The sequence below is a fragment of the Brevibacillus sp. AG genome, assembly GCF_028369215.1.
GTDB classification, from domain to species: Bacteria; Bacillota; Bacilli; order Brevibacillales; family Brevibacillaceae; genus Brevibacillus; species Brevibacillus porteri.
Genome location: NZ_JAQMYO010000010.1, coordinates 105,603 through 125,287, shown reverse-complemented (window position 1 = coordinate 125,287; position 19,685 = coordinate 105,603). Strand labels below are relative to the sequence as shown.

The window sequence follows — 19,685 nt, the reverse complement described above, 5'->3', positions numbered from 1 at the left end:
GGATATGTGCCATGACAACTTCCAAAAAAACGGTAAGAACTTGCGCGAATGGTCATTCATACATGAAAAGCAGTGATTGTCCGACTTGTCCAATCTGTGAGCAAGAACGCAAACCGGACACAGGATTTCTTTCTCTGCTCTCGGCACCAGCTAGAAGGGCACTGGAACACAATGGAATCACTACGCTGGGACAGCTTGCTAGTTACAGCGAAAAAGAGATCCTGAAATTTCATGGGATGGGGCCAGCATCTATGCCGAAACTTCGGACAGCAATGAACGAAAAGGGATTGTCATTCAAGAACGAATGATTGGGCACAGCGAATAAAAAAAGGAGGAGCCGCGGTAGGACAGCGTCTTCTCCTTTTCCTTTTAATCTAAAAAGCGGGATCTGATCTGTGGGGTAGGAAGCATGCATTGTTCTGCTTTGCCCATCCACCGATAGCGATTTCTCGCGACCCAATCATAAATCGGATTGCGGACAGGTCTCGGGATGAGCCGAGCTACGTTTGACAGCAGAGGCCATCCACCTTGAAGCTTGCGGCCAACATGCAAGATCGCATCTGATTTTGTATATAGCTGTCCGTTGGCGATAAAGACCACGGATGACATATCTTTTTCCTGATAGTTGTAATGAGACAAAATTTCCTGCGCTCTCTGTGATTGCAAGGAAGCAAAGTGAATGTATCCATGCGGATCACGCTTTAAAATAAACTGCACAGCACCGTGGCACAGATGACAAACCCCATCAAACAGTAACAGGTACTCAGGATGGTCCAGTTCTCTGCCTGCTTTCATGAGACAGCCCTCCATACTTCTAGTGGTTTGATCTACATGCTTATCCTTAGCTCCATTCTAGCAGAGAAAGACAATGGTTCCTATACACGAACGATTATTCCGTTACAAATGCGAGTGTCCCTTGTTGGATCAGCTCTTCTGCCTTTACGAGATCAGGATGCATTTCTCGGTCTTCATGCAGGCGGGGAATCACCCGACGTAACTGCTCATAGGCTCGCGCTGTACCTGTGCCGAGATCTCCCGAGCCAAAATCGATAGCTTGAGCTGCTGCCAAATATTCAATGGCAAGCACCTTGGTGACATTCGATACGATTGTACGAAGCTTGCGAGCAGAAGTCGTTCCCATGCTGACGTGGTCCTCCTGATTGGCAGATGACGGAATCGAATCGACTGATGCGGGATGGCAGAGCACTTTGTTTTCAGAAACGATGGAAGCGGCTACATATTGTGTAATCATAAATCCAGAATGGAGTCCGCCATTTTCGGTTAAGAATCCGGGAAGACCACTTAGCTGTGGATTGACGAGACGTTCTGTGCGTCTTTCGGAAATATTTGCAAGCTCAGCCATGGCAATGGCAAGAAAATCAGCTGCGAATGCCATTGGCTGACCATGGAAATTTCCGCCGGAGATAACGTCGCCTGTTTCTGTAAAAAGGATAGGGTTATCAGTGACGCTATTGCATTCGCGTGTAACCGTGGTCCATGCATACTCCAGCGTATCACGAGTTGCACCATGTACTTGCGGGAGGCAACGAAGGCTATATGGATCTTGGACACGTAGCTCACCCTGCGCAGTTGTACGTTTGCTGCCGGATAAGTGCTGGAGCAAGCGCTTTGCTGATTCCTGCTGTCCTGGATGCGGGCGGACGAGATGGAGCTGGGGATCAAAGGCTTTTGGAATTCCGCGCAGCGCTTCAATCGTCATGGCCGCAATCAATTCAGCGCTTTCAAGCAGAACTCGCGAATCATACAAGGCGAGGCAAAGCTGTGCAGTCATTGCCTGTGTACCGTTAATCAGAGCCAGACCTTCTTTTGCCTCCAGTCGAATTGGGGAGAGACCTACTTCACTCAGTGCTTCTTTTCCGGATAGTCGCTTGCCATTGACGAGCGCTTCACCTTTGCCGAGCATAACCAATACCATATGAGCGAGAGGGGCTAAGTCGCCGCTTGCACCAAGGGAACCTTGTTGAGGAATAATCGGATGAACGCCTCGATTGCATAGTTCTACAAGCTGAAGCAATGTCTCTTCCCGAATTCCCGAATAACCCTTTGCTAACGCATTGATGCGCAAAGCCATCATCGCACGGACAACTTCAACGGCATAAGGGTCCCCCATCCCGCAAGCATGACTCATAATCAAATTTTCTTGCAGCTTGCTTACGTCCTCATCTTGGATCATGACATCGGAGAATTTTCCGAAGCCAGTGGTGATTCCGTATACGACTTCCTGCTGCGATACCATTCTCTCCACCATGGCACGTGAGTCACGAACACGATTCAATGCTTCTTCGGTCAATTGGATGTGCGTGGCGCTTCTTGCGATGGAAACAACATCTTCGATACGTAATTGATCCCCATCTACTTTTACAACGTTTGCTTGCTGATTCATCTGTAATTTCCTCCTTTAGCAGAGCAGAGAACGAAAAGAGCGAGGGGTTAGGATATCATATCCTAACCCCTCGCTCGAGAGCATGTATGTGATTGGATGAAAACGTGCAAGCCTGCATTCGTGGCGGCATACGTTCTTCCTCACTTTCGTTCATGTGCAACTGTCTGATTATTTTAGCTATTGCTATCATTGTATCAAATGCCTGCGTGCAGTCAAGATGATCTTGTCACGGCGACTTCCCTAGAGTGTAAAAAACGGGCTTAGTCCTTTTTTTCAAACTGGGCGAGAGTCGTCTCTCGAGTTGGATAAATGTCATACCATGTACTGTGTTATTTCATCCGAAAGGACGTGTAGAATTCCGTGGAAAAGCGACGTAAGATGCCGCCTATGCCTACCGCACTCCCAAGGCGTCCTAAAGAAATGCCGAAACCGCCTTCTTCAGCGATGCCATTGCCGTCTCCATCGATGCCGTCACCTATGAAGCCTTCTCCTGAAAAGCCCAAGTTGGAAAGTCCAATCAATCCGAATCATTCTATTCCTGCGCGCCCAATGCCGCAAAAACCGATCATGCCTGCTCCCAATCTGGCTAACCCGAACGTGCCGAACGTAATACCGCCAAATCGGATGCCAGCGAATCCAATGCCACCAAATCTCAAGCCGTCCAATCCAATGCCGCCAAATCTGCTGCCACCAAACCTCAAACCGTCGAATCCAATGCCAATGCCACCGAACCGGATGCCGGCAAACCCTATGCCTAACGCTTCACCGAATGTCAGGCCAAATGAGAGCCCAAACATGAGGCCAAATGTAAGACCCAATGTGAGACCAAACGTGCGACCAAACGTGCGACCGAATGAGAGTCCAAACATGAGACCGAATGTCAGACCGAATGTCCGGCCAAACGAAAGTCCAAACATGAGGCCAAATGTCGGGCCGAACGTAAGGCCGAATGTCAGACCAAATGTGCGGCCGAATGAAAGTCCAAACATGATGCCAAATCTAAGACCGAATATCAGACCAAATATTAGACCGAATGAAAGTCCAAACATGATGCCAAATCTAAGACCAAATATTAGACCAAATATTAGACCAAATATTAGACCGAATGTCAGGCCGAATGCGCGACCGAATGAGAACATAGGAAGGGATCTGGAGCTGTACCTGTTTAAATTCCAGTTTCATATGGACCGGATGCAGTATTTCCACCACAAATGCGATGAGCATCGTGAAAATCGCCGCAAATACATGGAATACCGCAGACATTACAAACATCATGAACGGAGAATGCATCATTATCATGACCGTTGCCAATTATGGAATGACGGTAGCAGTTCCTTTGGTCGAGGCTCATCATCTTCGAGTGGCGGTAGCTCTTCCTCCGGATACAATTGCCGACATAGAAGGGGTCATAGACGAGGGCGTGGGTGTGACTGCGGATGTTCATTTTGAAGCGCACGAGGAAGGACGCCAGCTAATTAAGCGGCGTCCTTTTCCATACTCAATTCGTAAATGCTTCAACTGCGACGCCTTTTTTCTTTAACTCGCGCCTTAAAGTAAGCAGGGCATCATCTTTGTTTTTGCATTCCAATATGATGTCCACATTGTAATCCGCTAGCGCACTGACAAATGTCAGGAACGCCTCGGGATCAATATCGTCTGCATGAGCGCGAAAGTCATTTGCTGACTTAGGCGAGGACATGTGCATCTTCGGTGTGCGCTCTCCCCAGGTTTGAATAATGCGTGGAAGGTATTCCGCCCAATCTTCGCCATCAGAATGGCAGTTGTGGTGATGAATATCGAGCACCATCGGCACACCGATCCGTTCGCACAGCTCCAGTACCTCGCGCATGGTAAAAGACATGTCATCGTTTTCCACGACTAAGCGACGTTTGACGTTTTCAGGAAGCAGCTCGAAGTTGGATGCAAAACGATCGAGAGAAGAGGCTTTGTCTTCGTATACTCCTCCCACGTGCGTCACCAAGACGGAATTATCGTCGAGCCCCAGTAAATCAAACACTTTTGCATGGTAGGAAAAATCGGCAATCGTCGATTCCAGCACAGAAGGCTTGTCGCTGTTCAATATGCTGTAATGTCCGGGATGAGCTGTCAAACGAATGCCATGATTGCGGATATAATTCCCTGCTTTTTGGAAGTCCCATGCAAATTCTTTTGCCCAATCCCATTCAGCTGCTACTGGATGAGTAGCGAGTGGAACAAATTCAGAAGGAAGTCGATACAAAAAGATATGATTTTCTACATTATAAGCAAGCAAATCCATTAAATTGAAAAAGTTTGCCTGCATAACTTGCCGCAGCTTTTTTAACCGAGCTTGGGGATCTAATTTATTTACTTGGGCAACCGTCGTTTTTTTGTTTGGATTGTTCTTCGTCTTTACACTGATGCAGGCATAGCCCATACGGATCAAGGAAATCTCCCTCCTTTGCAGCAGCATTCCTTTGTAGTATCTCCAAAACGCGAACGTCGTCGGCTTCTTGCCAGAGAATTATAAAACGGATAAGATGGGAGAATGTCACAGGCACGCCAATTAACTTTCCGTGAAAGCGAGGACGTTCCTTGTGAGTAAACTTCGGTAGAGGTTTTTGAAGGAGAATGTAATGAATAGTCTTGACCAATCCTATAGTATGACTCTGGTTTTTCTCTCCTATTTTATTTCAGCAATGGCGTCATACACAGCATTAGATCTAGGCGCACGTCTCCATTTTGCAAAAGGCAGGGGACGTGTGTTTTGGTTATGTGCTGGTGCCGTCTCCATGGGGCTTGGTATTTGGGCTATGCATTTTGTTGCCATGCTTGCCTTGCATCTGCCGATTGCCGTCCAGTATGATAACCTGATTGTATTTTTCTCGATTGTTTTGGCCGTTTTATCATCAGCGCTTACATTATGGATCGTGAGCGAGCAGTCCATGTCCAAAACGAGGGTAGTAACAGGATCGGTTGTCATTGGGTCTGGTATCGCCGGAATGCATTATGCAGGGATGGCAGCGATGATGATGAACGCCATTATTCTGTACGATTGGCTGTGGTTTACCATATCTATTTTCGTTGCCATCTTGGTTTCGATGGTTGCGTTGATTCTTACGTTTCAATTGCGTTCGGTGGACCCAGTAAAAGGTCTCTGGCGTAAAATTATTGCAGGGCTGTTGATGGGGGCAGCCATTACCGGTATGCATTACACTGGTATGTACGCCACCACATTCGTCGCTCATGAGCACATGACAATCGCAGTGATCTCGCATGATGATTCGGGCCTGATCGCTACTATGATTGGCATTGTCATCGTAATGATTCTGGTCGTGACATTGGCTTCTGTATACGTGGACAAGCAATTCGCAGGGAAGAGCTTGCGCGTGCTAGAAAGTGATCAACGCTATAAATCGCTATTTGAGCACAATTACGATGGGGTGATCTTTTACTCGATCGATGGTAGCCAAAGCGTCATGAATCCTGCGGCAATGAGATTGACAAAGGAACGGAGCTTGCCTCTCGAAAAATTAATGAAGATGTGTGCTTCTAAAGATGCCGAGCTCATATCGACAAACTTTACAAATGCAGTGCAAGGTGAGGCGCACAACTACGAGATCACCTTGACCACGAGCGAGGGTCGTCAGCTTCATTTGAACATGACCCATACCCCTGTGTTTGTCGATCAGCAGATTACGGGTGTCTTTATGATTGTGAGAGACATTACCAATAAGAAAGAATACGAGACAAAAATCAATTATCTCGCTTTTCACGATTCGTTGACTGGTTTGCCGAATCGCCGTTTTGTCGAACAACAACTGGATCAGGTGATCATGGAGGCACAAAAAACGGATCAGCAAGTATACGTGTTGTTTCTGGATCTCGACCATTTCAAGCTGGTAAACGATTCCTTGGGGCATGATTTTGGTGACCTGTTACTTCAGGAAGCCTCCTTGCGTTTGCAGGATTGTGTGGGCAAAAAAGGAACGGTGAGCAGGCTTGGCGGAGACGAATTCATGGTGATTCTAACGGATGTCATGGAAAAAGAAGTTTCATCCATAGCGAATGAAATCAACCAAAGGATTGAACAGGCATTTTTTATCCATGGGCACGAGCTGTACATAACGACGAGTATCGGGATTTCTCGATATCCAGAAGATGGACAAGACAGAAGTGTCTTGATGCGTAACGCAGATGCGGCAATGTATGCAGCCAAAGACAAAGGAAAGAACAGTTTCCACCTGTACGTACCGAATCTGGAACAAGCAGTGAATGACAAAATGAATATTCAAAATGAATTGAATCGCGCTTTGGCTAGGAAAGAATTTCTATTGCATTACCAGCCACAGGTATGTGCCAAATCAGGCGCAATCGTTGGTGTAGAAGCGTTGATTCGTTGGAATCATCCTGAACGAGGATTGCTTTTGCCAGACCAGTTCATCTCTGTAGCAGAAGAAACCGGGTTGATCGTACCGATTGGAGAATGGGTGCTGCGGACGGCCTGCAAACAGAACAAACAATGGCAAGAGCAGGGACTCATGTCGCTTCGGGTAGCCGTTAATCTATCTGCGCGTCAATTTCTCAAACAAGACTTTACCCAGATGGTCGCTGAGATTCTGCACCAGACAGGGTTGGCACCGGAATACTTGGAGCTGGAAATCACAGAAAGCAGCATGATCGACGTCCAACGCGCCACACAGGCATTGAAGGAACTGAAGCAATTAGGGGTGCACGTTGCGATTGACGATTTTGGAACGGGCTACAGTTCTCTCTACTATCTGAAAGAATTTCCGTTGAATCGTTTGAAAATAGATCGCTCGTTTGTGCGCGACATGATCGGACACCCTTCCAATCAGGCCATCGTATCCACGATAATTTCCATGGCGCATCATTTGCAACTGCGTGTGATCGCGGAAGGGGTCGAGACAAAGGAGGAGCTTGCGTTTTTGCAGGAGCATCTGTGTGAAGAAGTTCAAGGCTATTTATTCAGCAGACCGTTACCGAGTGAAGACGTAGCCTTTTATTTGCAAGCCCAAAAAGGCGCTAATTAAACAAGAGGAGCAGCTCTCATGAGTTGCTCTTTTGTTTTGCAGCTGCCAGCCAAATGAGGTGGTATAGCTGTCAAATTGGCACGTAAAATGTACTATTCCTGCTAACTTGTCAAGGAATTGCATCTAGGACGAAAGGAGGGAGAGAATGCTGGCTCTAGGTGTCGTCTTATTGCTGTTTACCATTGGAGTTGCGATTGCCATTGGGTATCGGGCAAACGAAAGCGTCCGGCAATTTGATGAAAGCGCGCATGAAAGCTTTATCGGTTCCCAAGCAGAGAAGGGAAGGGAGGGATAACGAAATGCGGCAGGAAAAAGAACAGCAATTACTCGAGGACAAGAGAGACCTAAACAAGTTTGGTTATGCACAAGAATTACTGAGGGATATGGGTGGCTTTTCGAACTTTGCGATCTCATTTTCGATTATCTCTATTTTGACAGGTGCAGTATCCTTGTACGGACATGGATTACTGTATGGCGGTTCTGGCATGATGGGCTTCGGATGGACCTTGGTAGCGTTATTTGTCATCCTGATTGCAGCATCGATGTCTGAACTCGCATCAGCGATCCCTACAGCTGGAGCGCTGTATCACTGGGCAGCCATTTTAGGTAGCAAACGGTGGGGGTGGTACACAGCGTGGATCAATCTCATTGGCCAAATCGGGATAGTCGCAGGTATTGACTATTCGTTCTCTTTGTTTGCGGACCCACTGCTCGCGAGTGCGTTTGGTTATACCTCAACAGAAACAACCACGTTAATCCTGTTCGGGATCACACTCCTATTGCACGGTACGTTTAACCACATTGGAATTCGACTCGTGGCCCGGTTAAATGACTTCTCCGCTTGGTACCATATTGGCGTCGTCGTCATACTCGTCGGAAGTCTCGTCTTTTTCTCCCGTCATGATTTGCAACCGCTTGATTACCTCTTTCAGGTCGGTCAAACCTTTTCTGACAAACCGTACGCGATTGCTTTTTTAATTGGGTTGTTACAAGCGCAGTGGACGTTTACTGGCTATGATGCATCGGCGCATACGATTGAAGAAACGATTAATCCGCGGGTTCGTGCTGCCTGGGGAATTTATACGTCTGTGGCCTTTTCCTTTATTTTTGGATTTATCATGCTTGCTTTTGTCACCTTATCCATCAAAAACGCAGCGACTGCGAGTGAAGCGGAAAATGCATTTATTTACGTGATTAGCGAGGCATTAGGAGGCACATTTGGTTCAGTGGTGTTGTGGCTGGTTACCTTTGCGATGTGGTTCTGTGGCTTGGCGTCCATTACTTCCTTCTCGCGAATGTTGTATGCGTTTTCACGTGACAAAGGAATGCCGTGGAGCCACCAGTGGGCGGAAATATCGACCAAGTACAGAACGCCAGCAAAAGCAATTTGGCTGGTTATCATTCTTTCCTTTGCGCTTGCCTTGTTCGATTACATCGTGAAAAGCATCAATCCGAATACGACGTATACCACTTTGGCATTTCTTACGGCGGTAAGTGTCGTTGGGCTTTATGTCGCCTACGGAATCCCCTTGTACCTCAAGCTCCGGGCGGAATCGCGAGGACTATTTCAGCGGAAGCATTACGGTCCCTGGCATTTGGGGAACTGGAGTAAACCCATTAATGTGCTGAGCTTGATTTGGATCCTCTTCATCTCGATTATGATGGTGATTCCACCCAATCAAACAGCTGGGTATGCCTTGATAGCCATGTTTTTGGTGCTTCTGATCATGGATTTGGCTTATTACCGGAAGCAGTTCAAAGGCCCGCAAGCTGCGCTGGGCAATTCGGAGGAAGACATTAAACGTCAGGAAGCGAAATTTCGGGACTCCTAATGGAAAAGAAGTTGGCAGAGCCTCCCTTATGTCAGTATTGGCATAAGGGCTTTTTTTCGTAGATGGTGGTTTTGCATAACGAATGGCAGAGGACGAAAAGCTAACAGTAGGAAGGAAATAGAAATACATATGGGAGGAACGCGATGAAAAGAATGAGATGGGTGTTGCTTGCAATGGGAATCGCGCTGATGGCTCACGCAACGACGAGTTTGGTTCCACAGGTGAGTGGGTATGACGGATATGTGCGTGAAGGAAATACCTCGAATCGGTATGAAGTCGCGGGTATTACAAATGCAGGCGCATTCGAATCCTTTTATGGAAAACTTCAAGAGGCGGTCAAAAAAAATGACAAGACAGAAGTAGCCAAGCATATCAGGTATCCACTGCGTGTGAACAAAGACGGAAAAAGTCATTTTATCCGAGATGAACAGCAATTTTTGGAAGAGTATGATCGAATCATGACGGAGAAGGTAAAGGAAGCGTTTTTACAGCAAAAGGTAACAGATACGTTTGTCAATGATCAAGGCGTGATGGTAGGGAATGGAGAAATGTGGCTGGGGCAATTTTCGAATCGCTTTGTCGTTTTTGCAGTAAATGTAGAATAGGACAAGGGCTTTTCTTTAGAAAAGCTCCCACTCTAGCAGAGCAAATGTTTTTATCGTTACAAATAGTATATTTTACATGGACATTATCGATAGAAAATTCTAAAATAACAAATAAATAGACAGGTACAGATGTGGATTCGACAGCTTTGTCCTCGTGGAATGGACATTTGTTATTTTCATCGTTCCGTGATAGAATTCACAAAACGATATTTTTTTTAGTTAAACTTAACTGATTCGGAAGATTTTGAGGAAGAAAGCAGAAAAAGGAGTGATTGTGTGAGTTTGGAAACGAAGAAATGGGCGGATGAAGTAGCTGAGCAGGTAGTCTCATGGCGAAGATATCTCCATCAGCATCCAGAATTGTCGTTTGAAGAGGAGAAGACGTCTCAATTTATTTACGAAACGTTGGAATCTTTCGGGAATTTAGAGCTTTCGCGGCCAACTAAAACGAGTGTCGTCGCTCGACTGATCGGATCACAGCCAGGAAAAGTTCTTGGTATTCGCGCTGACATTGATGCGCTCCCCATCCATGAAGAAAATGATGTGCCATATGCATCAGGAAAAGCTGGCGTGATGCACGCGTGCGGACATGACGGTCATACAGCGATGCTGTTGGGAGCCGCAAAAATTTTGTCCCAGTACAAGGATCAAATCAAAGGCGAGGTTCGTTTCTTCTTCCAGCATGCCGAGGAGCTGCCGCCAGGTGGTGCTGCTGAAATCGTAAGAGCTGGTGCAGCAGACGGACTGGATTCGATTATCGGCATTCATTTGGCATCGTACATGCCTGTCGGGAAATTCGGTGTACTTTACGGGGCACTTACTTCATCGACAGATCGCTTCGATATCAAGATTCAAGGCAAAGGCGGGCACTCCTCGCAACCGGAAGCATCGGTTGACCCGATCGTCATTGGGGCACAGGTTATTACTGGCCTGCAACAAATTGTATCCCGCAATGTCAGTGCGTTGGACAAGGTCGTTATTTCGGTGACGATGCTGAATGCAGGGACAGCTTATAACATCATTCCGGATTCGATGACACTGACAGGCTCTACGCGCTGTTTCGATGCGGAGATTCGCAAAAATATTCCGATGTGGATTGAACGAATTGTTAAAGGAATTACGGAAGCGCATGGCGCAAGTTATGAATTGACGTTCTCACATGGCTACACATCGGTTGTCAACGACAAGCAGGTGACGAAGCTGATGGAGGATACGATCCGCGAGCGTTGGGGAGAAGAAGAGATTATTTACATTGATCCTTTGATGCCGGGTGAAGATTTCTCTGAGTATTTGAAAAAAGCTCCAGGCTGTTTTATTCAATTGGGTGCTGGCAATCCAGACAAAGGCTTTACGTATCCGCACCATCATCCACGTTTTGATTTTGATGAGGATGCAATGGTACGCGGCGTGGAATTGTTTGTTCGGGCAGCTCAAAAAGTCGTCATGGAGTAGAGCGAGATAGAGTGAGGGGGATGTTGTATGGCAGAGGGACGCGTCAATGAGTACAAGCTGCATTTTATCGTACTTGTTCTCGTCGCATTGACAGAATTTATCGGGACAAAGAAAATCAGTATTGGCATCGGGGTTATCGCTCTGTTTCCGATGCTCTACGCCCTCGTTTTAGGCGGGGCAATCAGCTGGCCTAAGTTTAAATTTTTGAGCGAAAAAGAAATGAACGTCGCAGCCAATATTTTGGGTGTTTCGTTCTTGATCTTTATTGCGAAGCTGGGAGCCAATATCGGTCCTGAGCTGCCTAAGCTACTTGGTTCTGGTGTATCTTTGATTGTTCAAGAGATGGGACACATTGTAGGGACAATCGCATTTGGTTTGCCAGTCGCATTGTGGTTGGGTCTGAAGCGTGAAGCAATTGGGGCTACTTATTCTCTCGACCGTGAGCCAAACTTGGCGATTATCGTAGAAAAGTTCGGAGCAAACTCTGCCGAAGCTCGCGGCGCGCTGGGCGTATATATTTGCGGAACCTTGTTTGGTGCCATTTATATGTCGATACTTGCAAGTATTTTAGGAAGCAGTGGGTTGTTTCACCCGATTTCTCTGGCGATGGGAGCCGCGGTTGGTTCCGGTAGTATGATGGCAGCAGCAACAGGCTCATTGGCTGTCATTTTCCCAGAAGCGCAAAAAGACATTGCTTTTTATTCCGGTGCGGCAAACTTGATGATGAGTATCGTCGGAACGTACGTATGTATCTTCTTCTCTTTGCCGGTCACACAAAAGCTGTACGCATGGCTTGAGCCTATCATTGGGCGCAAAGGCGCTTCTTCTGCAGCAGAAGGGGGGAGAAAAAGCGCATGAATCAAATCTTGACGATTTTTATCATTGGCTTCATTGCTCTCATCGGTAACTGGATCGGTTATAAAGTACCATTCATGGAATCTTTGCCAGGTATTTTGCTCTTGGCGGTCATTACATTGATCGGAATGGGCTTCACTCGCATTCTTCCGTTCAAATCTCCCGTCATTGTATGGATCTCTTTGTTTGCGATGCTTGCGACATCCCCGTTTTTTCCAGGGAACGAATATACGGCTGCTGCGATTGCCAAGATCAATCTGCTCGCATTGGCCACGCCGATTCTCGCGTATGCAGGTCTATCACTCGGAAAAGACGTTCATCTATTCAAACAGCTTAGCTGGCGTATCGTAGTCGTGTCTCTCGTCGTCTTTACCGGCACGTTCCTCTTCGCTACGCTGTTTGCGGAGATTGTATTTAAGCTTCAAGGCAAATTTTTATGAAACTGTTTTTGTGTTAGGGCCTCCGTGTGCTTCCATATGCCATGGAGGTTCTTTTCACATACAACTGTGAGAGTCAGGAGTGGAGAGAGCATGATCATTGATGTGAGAAAGGTTACCTGGCAAAGGGATGAAATAACGATTCTGCGAGACATTGCCTGGCAAGTGCAAGACAAGGAGCATTGGTGTTTAGTCGGTTTAAACGGCTCTGGTAAAACCAGTCTGTTGAATATCATTTGTGGCTATGTGTGGCCGACAAAGGGAGAGGTCAGTGTATTAGGCAATCTTTACGGAACAGTCGACTTACGCGAGGTGCGCAAATCAATCGGCTGGGTAAGCACAGCACTGATGGCACAGCTTCACGAGCATGAAACCGCACTCCGTGTCGTCTTGAGTGGACGAGAAGCAACCATCGGCTTGTATTCCGTTCCAGAGGAGGCAGACGTAGAGAAAGCGTCGCATTTACTCGATACTTTTGGATGCCGTGCATTAAAAAACAGACGTTTTGCGGCTTTATCGCAAGGGGAGAGACAAAAAATACTGATTGCTCGTGCATTGATGGCTTCCCCTCGATTACTCATCCTAGACGAGCCTTGCACTGGACTGGACTTGCTTTCAAGAGAACAGCTGTTGGCCATGATCGAACAAATCGCCAAACAGCCAAACGGACCAACTCTCATTTATGTCACCCATCACATCGAAGAAATTTTGCCTTGCTTCACGCATACCTTGCTGCTAAAAGCGGGAGAAGTAGACCAGGCTGGAACAACAGATGAGGTCCTGACGGCAGAGCGTCTGACAAGCTTTTTCGGTGTACCTGTTCACATTCAACGCTCACAAGGAAGATCTTGGGTAAGCTTAGGGGAAGAGGCGACAGTCTGATTGTGTAGGATAAGTTTGGGCACGAATCAGCAAGGTTGTGCATGATTGTGTATAATAGCAATAAGAAATTGTATCTGGGAGGAGAGGAGAGATGGAGGCATGAACAATGTGATTGCACCAATCACAGACTCCACCTGGGCGATCATCACCTATGAGGAAGCGTGGAATAGCTTCGTAAACAGCTATGTGATCAAACAAGGGAATGCCTTTGTATTGATTGATTCTCACCAGCGCAAGCAACGCTCTTATTTTCAACAGGCGTTGGCAGAGATTGGGGTCAAGCCAGAGCGAACGGAATATGTCTACTTCACTCACCGACATGCTGATCATATTGGAAATGCCGATATGTTCCCTTCTCGAAACAATTGGATTCACCTCGACGATTATTACGAACTGGACGATTTTTCACAGACGCTATTCGGCCATACGTTTACAGGTAGTGGGGGAGATCTGCCTTCCCTGCGTTTCCGACAGCTTTCTTTTCATACAGAAGGCTCTGTTGCCTTCTTTGATCCCCAGACGAAAATTTGCTTTGTTGGCGATCATTTGTGCTTTGAAAACACAGAACTCGGTCAAATCGTTGGCGGGGAAGTGGACTGTCGGACAGCTTATCAAGAACACTTGAAGCAATGGGTAGCACGTGAACCAGAGCGAGCGGCTGAGTTTACGGAGGGCTTGGAGATTTTGCAGGATTGGCCCATTGAGTATTTAGCCACTGGTCATGGCCCCATTCTTCAAGGCGAAATTAAGGTGTTTTTGCAGGAACTCATTGCCATTGCACGTAGGTAATATGTACAAAAAAGACTTGTGCGCCTCAAAAGGCTGACACAAGTCTTTTTTGTCCGATTTATTTTGAAGCAGGAAGTTCTGCTTTGTCCGCTTCTTTCTCTGTATCCTCTACTTTTTCAAATGCTTTGTCCAAAATTTGAACATTATGCTTTTTCTTCAATTCCTTGATCCACGTACTCATGTTGGAACGTTTGTTTTTATCTTTGACTTTCTCCGTTACCTTTGGACGTACTTCTTCCAGCGTACCATCGAGCTTTTCTTTGTTTTTCTCATAGTATTCCTTGATTTGCTCTTCCGTGATCGGGTAAGCTTTCTCGAACATCTTGTCCCTTAACAGGATCAAACGTGATCTCTCACGCAATTCATCCTCGGTAATTTCTTCCTCAGTCAAATACTCTTGGAATTTCTCAGGCCCCATTTTTTCTTTGATTGGGTTAATTTTTGCGTCCAGTTCCTGATCACTTACCGTGACTCCCTGTGCAACCGCTTCTTGTTTATATATTTCCTTTATGATGAGATCAGACATCACGCGTTTCCCAGCTTCTTTTTTCATAGCCTCGTATACTTGATCTTTGGAAATAGAGACAGTTCCTACTTTAGCCAGTGCCTCTGTAGAGGAAGAAGCAGAATCTTTTCCAGGTGTACAGCCCGCTACAGCGAGACCGAGTACAAGTGCTGAGACAGCAAGTATAGATACATTGAATTTTTTCATTAAAAATACCTCACTTTCATGATAGTTATACGACTGTGCATAGAGCAGCGTTACGGGGACAGGAAAATAAAAACCGCACACATAAAGCAATGTGCGGTCGTCAATCGATTAGCTGGCTTGTGTAGAGGCTTTTTTCCACTCTTCCAAGCGTTTTTCCAGTACGGTGTGATTCAGATGCAACAGACTGGCTGATTTGTCCATCAATTGCTTGAGATGGGAAAGGGCTCGCTCGTAATTTCCTTTGGCAGCTTCAATCTCTGCCAAGCAGAAGAGCTTCCAGTCTTTTGCCGATCGTTTGCTTGCGATCAGCTGGTAAGCTTCTATCGCACTCTCTACTTCACCCAGGCGGGCGTGTGAACAGGCAATAAGAGCTAAGGAATCAGTCATTCCCTGATCACGCTGGTAAATACGAAACGCCACTTCCAACGATTCGTTGTATCGTTCGGATGAATAGTAAACGATCGCCAGGTTGTAAAACAAGTAGTGAATCATCGCTTGATTGAATAACGTTGGTCGTTCTTTGCAAACGTTGATTCCTTGAACGATATATTTTTCGGCCATTTCATAATTGCCAAGCATGATCTCATGTGTTGATTTATCCAGCATAGCGACAGCACGGGAACGGTTCTTCCGATAGGAAGCCTCCAGCCAGCGCAATCGAATATTCAAACGGCGTTTGAAAAGATTGGCCATGTACTGAAAGCGGAAGGGCCAGTGCAGGCGAATAAACATAACCAACAGCACAGCCGCAATCCCTGCCAGCGTTGATGTCAAATTAAAACTCAAATACTCCACGTAGTGACACCCTCTCTATTTACGCTGCATCTATTACCCCATCTTAGCACAGAACCTGTCCGCATGACAGAGCATTACCGCTATTTCGTCAATGGCAAGATATTCTCTTTTTTGGGGGTAGAGAGCTGCTGTGTTTTGACGTAATCGTCAGAAACGGTATAGAGTGTGTCGCCAATCGTGAGTATCCGTTTAATGTTACTGGAGCTGTCGTACCAGCCTTCGCCTGCTTTCGCGACATCTTCCTTCGACAGATGGGTGATCTGATCTGTCAGTTGAAAACCTTTTTGCAGATCGAGCTGATATACATAGGCACCTTGGAAAGTAAAGTGGCCATACTCGCGCATATCGTTTTTGGCTTTTTGTTCAGCTGTCTGTTCGTGGACGGATACAGGAAAAGCTAGCAGATTTTTTTCTTTGGAGAACAGCAGAGCCTTGTGATTGCGCAATAGCTCGGAATCTGTTCCTCTGTCCCCGATAACAGTCTTGAACTTTTCCTTCGGTTTCGTTACATCACTGACGTCAAAGAGGGCAATTTTCATCCCTTGGTAGTACGCCCAGTCTTTATCAGATTCTGCTTCTTTGCCAAAACCGATGATATGGTTTTCATCATACGGGTGTAAATAGTCGCTGTAACCTGGAATTTTGAGGGCACCTAGTATGCTTGGAGCAGAAGGCTTCTTCAGATCGAGAACGAACAGCGGGTCGACTTTTTTGAAGGTCACCATGTAGGCACGATCTCCCATGAAACGGACAGAGTAAATGCGTTCTCCTGGAGCGATGCCTTCCAGCTTGCCAAATACCTCGAGTTTGTTGTCGAGAACATACAAGTTGTTTTTTGACGTAAGCTCATCGTCTCGCCACATGTTCCCGCTCGTGGTGGCGATTCGGAAATAACCGTCGTTTTCATCCATAGAAAATTGGTTCAGAATGCGTCCAGGCACCGACCCTTTTCCCGTATATCGAATGTCTCCCTTGTTCATGGCAAAACGATAAATGGTTGTATCAGACTCGATGGGAGGTGCAATCAAAGGAGTTGTCGCTCCTTTTTGCTTAACCGCTACTGGCTGAGCACTGTTCTGGGTGACGGCTACATATAGATTTTTGGTGGATGCATAGATGTTCTCGCCAGCACCAAGATACGTATTCAGTGACATCTTTTGTTTTGCATCATCCAGATTCACGCCGGCGACGATCAAATACTCTGGACGAAAGTGATCCGGGAAGTAACGAATCTCGCTGTAGGGAATGGTTTGGTATTGGTTATGATGGACGCTGTCTTTATACGTTGGACCTGGCACTTCTGCTTTCTCTTGCATAATACGATACGTATCCATGTAATGGTTGGCTGTCACGTACAAGCTCGCGCCGATTTTGCGGGACGACATGTACTGGCCTTCTAGCTCCAGTTGACGAATGAGCCGAGGCTGTTTTTTGTCCGTAATATCGTAGATCATGGTTTTCACGGATTGCATTCCTTGGTATCGGGGGATGCCTCTTTTGGAAGCAGGACCTGGAGGATAGGAGATGGTCTCATCCGCTTGCCCGATTACGATGAGTCTACGATCGTCTACGTACATTTCTTGTGGTACGAATTTTCCATTGTCATAGCTGATACGGCTTGCGACCTTCATCTCGGTGGCTGGATACGCTTTGATGATGCGTACTTCATTTTGCGTAGCTTGATAAAGATAAGTGCCGTCTGACTTTACGATATCTGCTTCATCGACGCCCTGCACTTGTGTGTTCGTTGTGGAAAAATCACCGCGAGCAGCTCCACCGGAAGTGTCCGCTACTTTGTTGGCTGTGCTAGGTGCTGCTACTGGCATAGCGGCAGTCGTTTCCATGGTGGCGTAATGGTAGCTGTCCAGGTCTGATGACTGGATGAGCTTTTTTAGCTCCGCATAGGAACCGACTACTGGCAACTCTTCTGTAGATGCGGCTTGAACGGTTGGCTCCGCTACTGTACCTGTTGCGAACAGGAAGGGTATAGCGGTCACCACCATCATGGAGGCGAGAAGCCCGGCAAATGTTCTTTTCATTTTGATCCCCCTCATATTTGCTTCTTGCCAAAATTTGTTGTCGGTAATAAGACGAAGCACGATTACGGAATGTTTCACGCACTCTTTGGACAGCAATCTACGGACAGGTGGGGGAGCGTGTGCTATAATAATAGGCGGTTTATGCTACCATTTACACCACTACGTCAAAAGGGGCGTCATAGATGGAAAACTTGAAGCAAAGCATTCTGGAACTCATCACGGATACTTCTACGAATCTACCACCAGACGTGCGTCGTGCCGTCAATGCAGCTAAAGTGAAAGAGGATCTTGGCACTCGTGCAGCGCTGTCTTTGTCTACGATTGCGGAAAACGTCGTCATGGCAGAAGAAAATGTTTCTCCGATCTGTCAAGATACGGGGATGCCAACTTTCGAAGTAAAAACTCCGGTTGGAGTCAACCAGCTGATCATTAAACAAGCCATCAAAGAAATGATTGCAGAAGCAACCAAAACAGGTAAGCTGCGTTCCAACTCCGTAGATTCCTTGACGGGTGAAAATACAGGGGACAACCTCGGACCAGGTACTCCTGTCATTCACTTCGAGCAATGGGAAGAGGATGAAATCGAAATCAAGCTGATTCTCAAAGGCGGCGGCTGTGAGAACAAGAACATCCAATACTCCCTGCCCTGTGAACTCGAAGGCCTGGGCAAAGTGGGCCGCAACCTGGATGGCATTCGCAAGTGCATTTTGCACGCAGTATACCAAGCACAAGGACAAGGCTGTAGTGCCGGCTTCATCGGCGTAGGAATCGGTGGCGATCGCACCTCCGGTTATGCACTGGCGAAGCATCAATTGTTCCGCAAAGTAGAAGATGTCAATCCAAACGCTGATTTGGCTGCATTGGAAGACTACATCATGGAAACCGCAAACCAACTCGGAATCGGAACGATGGGCTTTGGTGGAAACGCGACTCTGCTCGGCTGTAAAATCGGCGTGGAAAACCGCCTGCCAGCAAGCTTCTTCGTATCCGTTGCCTACAACTGCTGGGCCTTCCGCCGTCAAGGTGTTCGCCTGAACCCGGAGACTGGTGAAATCCTTCGTTATCTGTATAAAGATGAAGAAGTGGCGATGGACTTGACGCCAGTAGCAGCTGCGGACGAAACAGACGATGAGCCTCGTGAAGTTGTTCTGCAAGCGCCGATCACGGAAGAACAAATCCGCAGCCTGAAAGTGGGCGATGTGGTTATCATCAACGGAGAAATGCACACAGGACGCGACGCGCTGCACAGCTACCTGATGGATCATGACTGTCCAGTGGACCTGAATGGCGGCATCATCTACCATTGCGGTCCAGTTATGATGAAGGATCATGAGGGTGAGTGGCATGTAAAAGCGGCTGGTCCGACGACTTCCATCCGTGAGGAGCCATACCAAGGCGAAATCATCAAGAAATTCGGAATCCGCGCCGTTATCGGAAAAGGCGGAATGGGTGCAAAAACACTGAAAGCATTGAATGAGCATGGTGCTGTTTACCTCAATGCAATTGGTGGGGCAGCACAATACTACGCACGCTGCATCAAAAAAGTAAACGGTGTTGACTTCATGGAATTCGGTATTCCAGAAGCAATGTGGCACTTGAATGTAAAAGGCTTCGCGGCAATCGTAACGATGGATGCGCATGGCAACAGCTTGCATGCGGATGTCGAGAAAACGTCTGCAGAGAGACTGGCACAATTTGCTGCACCTGTATTTAAATAAGGGATAAAGGGAAAACCTCTGGCGCACTTCTGTGTAGCCGGAGGTTTTTTTATTTTTTACGAGGCCAAGAAACAAGGAGGAAAAGGTTGGATGCATGATGAACTTTCGAGGGACTAACCAGGATTGCGGACA

The 19,685-nt window shown here is 46.9% G+C and carries 19 protein-coding genes; 12 read left to right on the top strand and 7 right to left on the bottom strand.

Translation table 11 applies throughout. The features are described 5' to 3' along the window. The first annotated feature begins 11 nt into the window (after positions 1–11). A complete protein-coding gene (locus POF51_RS24625) occupies positions 12–308 on the top strand; it encodes an RNA polymerase alpha subunit C-terminal domain-containing protein (protein WP_069852364.1) in 297 nt (98 codons plus the stop codon). A 61-nt stretch (positions 309–369) separates the two neighbouring features. On the opposite strand, the gene POF51_RS24620 is transcribed toward POF51_RS24625, so the two are convergent. The 3 genes from POF51_RS24620 to POF51_RS24610 form a co-directional block, all read right to left on the bottom strand. Then, on the bottom strand, positions 370–810 hold the full coding sequence (locus tag POF51_RS24620; RefSeq protein WP_069852362.1) for a thiol-disulfide oxidoreductase DCC family protein: 441 nt from the start codon (positions 808–810) through the stop codon (positions 370–372). A 79-nt stretch (positions 811–889) separates the two neighbouring features. Further along, entirely contained in the window at positions 890–2,404 is a 1,515-nt protein-coding gene (gene hutH, locus POF51_RS24615) for a histidine ammonia-lyase (protein WP_271756268.1), read from the bottom strand. Positions 2,405–2,931: 527 nt separating this feature from the next. Continuing rightward, positions 2,932–3,393, bottom strand: coding sequence for a hypothetical protein (locus tag POF51_RS24610; protein WP_244521837.1), 462 nt, complete (start codon positions 3,391–3,393; stop codon positions 2,932–2,934). 236 nt (positions 3,394–3,629) lie between these two features. Here POF51_RS24610 and POF51_RS24605 point away from each other — a divergent pair, with 236 nt between their 5' ends. Continuing rightward, a complete protein-coding gene (locus tag POF51_RS24605; RefSeq protein WP_083261746.1) occupies positions 3,630–3,944 on the top strand; it encodes a hypothetical protein in 315 nt (104 codons plus the stop codon). Here POF51_RS24605 and uvsE read toward each other — a convergent pair. Then, entirely contained in the window at positions 3,903–4,829 is a 927-nt protein-coding gene (gene uvsE, locus POF51_RS24600; protein ID WP_069852355.1) for a UV DNA damage repair endonuclease UvsE, read from the bottom strand. The two genes, POF51_RS24605 and uvsE, sit on opposite strands and share 42 nt — an antisense overlap. 190 nt (positions 4,830–5,019) lie before the next feature. Here uvsE and POF51_RS24595 point away from each other — a divergent pair, with 190 nt between their 5' ends. The 9 genes from POF51_RS24595 (at position 5,020) to POF51_RS24555 (ending at position 14,289) form a co-directional block, all read left to right on the top strand. Further along, a complete protein-coding gene (locus tag POF51_RS24595; RefSeq protein ID WP_271756267.1) occupies positions 5,020–7,437 on the top strand; it encodes an EAL domain-containing protein in 2,418 nt (805 codons plus the stop codon). A gap of 145 nt (positions 7,438–7,582) precedes the next feature. Next, positions 7,583–7,732, top strand: coding sequence for a hypothetical protein (locus POF51_RS24590; protein WP_017247826.1), 150 nt, complete (start codon positions 7,583–7,585; stop codon positions 7,730–7,732). A gap of 4 nt (positions 7,733–7,736) precedes the next feature. Next, entirely contained in the window at positions 7,737–9,269 is a 1,533-nt protein-coding gene (locus POF51_RS24585) for an amino acid permease (protein WP_069852350.1), read from the top strand. A 143-nt stretch (positions 9,270–9,412) separates the two neighbouring features. Continuing rightward, complete coding sequence (locus POF51_RS24580; RefSeq protein WP_069852348.1) at positions 9,413–9,874, top strand: hypothetical protein; 462 nt, start codon at positions 9,413–9,415, stop codon at positions 9,872–9,874. Between the two features lie 276 nt (positions 9,875–10,150). Further along, a complete protein-coding gene (locus POF51_RS24575; RefSeq protein ID WP_017247829.1) occupies positions 10,151–11,326 on the top strand; it encodes an amidohydrolase in 1,176 nt (391 codons plus the stop codon). Positions 11,327–11,353: 27 nt separating this feature from the next. Beyond that, the gene (locus POF51_RS24570) at positions 11,354–12,184 is read left to right on the top strand and encodes a DUF3100 domain-containing protein (RefSeq protein WP_017247830.1); all 831 of its coding nucleotides are present in this window, start codon (positions 11,354–11,356) and stop codon (positions 12,182–12,184) included. Next, positions 12,181–12,621 carry a hypothetical protein gene (locus POF51_RS24565; RefSeq protein ID WP_069852346.1) on the top strand — a complete coding sequence of 147 codons (441 nt, stop codon included), beginning with the start codon at positions 12,181–12,183 and terminating at the stop codon, positions 12,619–12,621. Before POF51_RS24570 ends, POF51_RS24565 begins: the two co-directional genes overlap by 4 nt. Positions 12,622–12,711: 90 nt before the next feature. Further along, positions 12,712–13,500, top strand: coding sequence for an ABC transporter ATP-binding protein (locus POF51_RS24560; RefSeq protein WP_069852344.1), 789 nt, complete (start codon positions 12,712–12,714; stop codon positions 13,498–13,500). Between the two features lie 99 nt (positions 13,501–13,599). Then, the gene (locus POF51_RS24555; RefSeq protein WP_069852342.1) at positions 13,600–14,289 is read left to right on the top strand and encodes an MBL fold metallo-hydrolase; all 690 of its coding nucleotides are present in this window, start codon (positions 13,600–13,602) and stop codon (positions 14,287–14,289) included. Positions 14,290–14,347: 58 nt separating this feature from the next. Here POF51_RS24555 and POF51_RS24550 read toward each other — a convergent pair whose 3' ends face one another. The 3 genes from POF51_RS24550 to POF51_RS24540 form a co-directional block, all read right to left on the bottom strand. Next, positions 14,348–15,001 (bottom strand): SurA N-terminal domain-containing protein, encoded by a 654-nt coding sequence (locus POF51_RS24550; RefSeq protein WP_083261744.1) that lies wholly within the window; start codon positions 14,999–15,001, stop codon positions 14,348–14,350. A 108-nt stretch (positions 15,002–15,109) separates the two neighbouring features. After that, entirely contained in the window at positions 15,110–15,796 is a 687-nt protein-coding gene (locus tag POF51_RS24545; protein ID WP_048032371.1) for a tetratricopeptide repeat protein, read from the bottom strand. 80 nt (positions 15,797–15,876) lie between these two features. After that, entirely contained in the window at positions 15,877–17,835 is a 1,959-nt protein-coding gene (locus POF51_RS24540) for a beta-propeller domain-containing protein (RefSeq protein WP_069852337.1), read from the bottom strand. 182 nt (positions 17,836–18,017) lie between these two features. Between POF51_RS24540 and POF51_RS24535 the strand changes: the two genes are divergently transcribed. Beyond that, entirely contained in the window at positions 18,018–19,553 is a 1,536-nt protein-coding gene (locus POF51_RS24535; protein ID WP_069852335.1) for a fumarate hydratase, read from the top strand. Positions 19,554–19,685 lie beyond the last annotated feature (132 nt).

Coding starts and splice junctions, on each gene's coding strand:
- POF51_RS24625 (WP_069852364.1), top strand. CDS start 12: ATGACAACTTCCAAAAAAACGGTAAGAACTTGCGCGAATGGTCATTCA.
- POF51_RS24620 (WP_069852362.1), bottom strand. CDS start 810: ATGGAGGGCTGTCTCATGAAAGCAGGCAGAGAACTGGACCATCCTGAG.
- hutH (WP_271756268.1), bottom strand. CDS start 2,404: ATGAATCAGCAAGCAAACGTTGTAAAAGTAGATGGGGATCAATTACGT.
- POF51_RS24610 (WP_244521837.1), bottom strand. CDS start 3,393: ATGTTTGGACTTTCATTCGGCCGCACATTTGGTCTGACATTCGGCCTT.
- POF51_RS24595 (WP_271756267.1), top strand. CDS start 5,020: ATGAATAGTCTTGACCAATCCTATAGTATGACTCTGGTTTTTCTCTCC.
- POF51_RS24590 (WP_017247826.1), top strand. CDS start 7,583: ATGCTGGCTCTAGGTGTCGTCTTATTGCTGTTTACCATTGGAGTTGCG.
- POF51_RS24585 (WP_069852350.1), top strand. CDS start 7,737: ATGCGGCAGGAAAAAGAACAGCAATTACTCGAGGACAAGAGAGACCTA.
- POF51_RS24580 (WP_069852348.1), top strand. CDS start 9,413: ATGAAAAGAATGAGATGGGTGTTGCTTGCAATGGGAATCGCGCTGATG.
- POF51_RS24570 (WP_017247830.1), top strand. CDS start 11,354: ATGGCAGAGGGACGCGTCAATGAGTACAAGCTGCATTTTATCGTACTT.
- POF51_RS24565 (WP_069852346.1), top strand. CDS start 12,181: ATGAATCAAATCTTGACGATTTTTATCATTGGCTTCATTGCTCTCATC.
- POF51_RS24560 (WP_069852344.1), top strand. CDS start 12,712: ATGATCATTGATGTGAGAAAGGTTACCTGGCAAAGGGATGAAATAACG.
- POF51_RS24555 (WP_069852342.1), top strand. CDS start 13,600: ATGAACAATGTGATTGCACCAATCACAGACTCCACCTGGGCGATCATC.
- POF51_RS24550 (WP_083261744.1), bottom strand. CDS start 15,001: ATGAAAAAATTCAATGTATCTATACTTGCTGTCTCAGCACTTGTACTC.
- POF51_RS24540 (WP_069852337.1), bottom strand. CDS start 17,835: ATGAAAAGAACATTTGCCGGGCTTCTCGCCTCCATGATGGTGGTGACC.
- POF51_RS24535 (WP_069852335.1), top strand. CDS start 18,018: ATGGAAAACTTGAAGCAAAGCATTCTGGAACTCATCACGGATACTTCT.